We start from the raw sequence: 783 nt of genomic DNA, 5'->3' as shown, positions 1-783 counted from the left end.
GACACGGCCGGTGAACTCGCCGGCTGCTCCTTCACCGCCCGCGCCCACACCCTGCGCCGCGCGCCCGGCTCCGGGACGGTCGGCGACTGGTACGAGCACGCCCTGACCGAGGCGTTCTGGCACACCCTACGCAGCGAACTCGCCCACCACGCCCGGCCGGGAGCAGACCACCACGGCCAGGCACTCCTCGACACCCTCGAACGCCTCACCCGCCAACCCTGACCACCACCCCCGGCCAGGCCTCGCCCTCGGCCACGATTGGGCCGCCTCCGACCCGCCCCTTCGTTCTTCGATCCGTCACATTCGATCCAACTATGACGAAGAGACATGGACATCACTCCACCCTTGCCCATCGCCCCCACACTTCGGACCGAGATGAATCACGGCGGACCCCTGTCGGCGACTCAGGCCCACCAGGTCCTGCTGTACTGCGCGCTGGACGCGGGGTGTGTGCCGATGGACCCGCCTGCCGTGCAGGCGGTCGTCCGGTTGGCGCAGCTGGACTATCCCACCGTGCAGGCCGTCATCGACTGGATCACCACGGCCGCGACCCGGCGGCCCTGACCCTGGCCGTTCGCAAGCCGTCACCCGCCCCTGGATCCCGTCTCAGGGCCTGCTCCCCCCGGCCCGAGGGCTCGCGCATCGGCGGGGGAGCAGGAGAGGGAAAAGAGGAAGCTTGGAAGGGGGGAGGGGGTTCAGGATTCGTCGGCGCGGAGCAGGGATTCGACGAGTACGGCGACGTGCCGGCGGTCGGTGGGGCTGAGTTTGTGGACGCTGGCGATG

2 protein-coding genes are annotated in these 783 nt (G+C 70.1%); both read left to right on the top strand.

The annotated features are described in order from the left end of the window. On the top strand, nt 1-222 hold a 222-nt coding region (locus ADL25_RS12425; RefSeq protein WP_159044917.1), incomplete at its 5' end, for a hypothetical protein. 105 nt (nt 223-327) lie between these two features. Continuing rightward, complete coding sequence (locus ADL25_RS12420) at nt 328-564, top strand: hypothetical protein (protein ID WP_059127755.1); 237 nt, start codon at nt 328-330, stop codon at nt 562-564. Nucleotides 565-783: the final 219 nt, after the last annotated feature.

Source organism: Streptomyces sp. NRRL F-5122 (assembly GCF_001507435.1).
Classification (GTDB): domain Bacteria; phylum Actinomycetota; class Actinomycetes; order Streptomycetales; family Streptomycetaceae; genus Streptomyces; species Streptomyces lannensis.
Note: the sequence above shows the minus strand (reverse complement) of the source record. Positions and strands in the feature narration are given on the sequence as shown.

Bases quoted from the DNA above. Each gene is read 5' to 3' on its own strand.
- ADL25_RS12420 (WP_059127755.1), top strand. From the start codon at position 328: ATGGACATCACTCCACCCTTGCCCATCGCCCCCACACTTCGGACCGAG.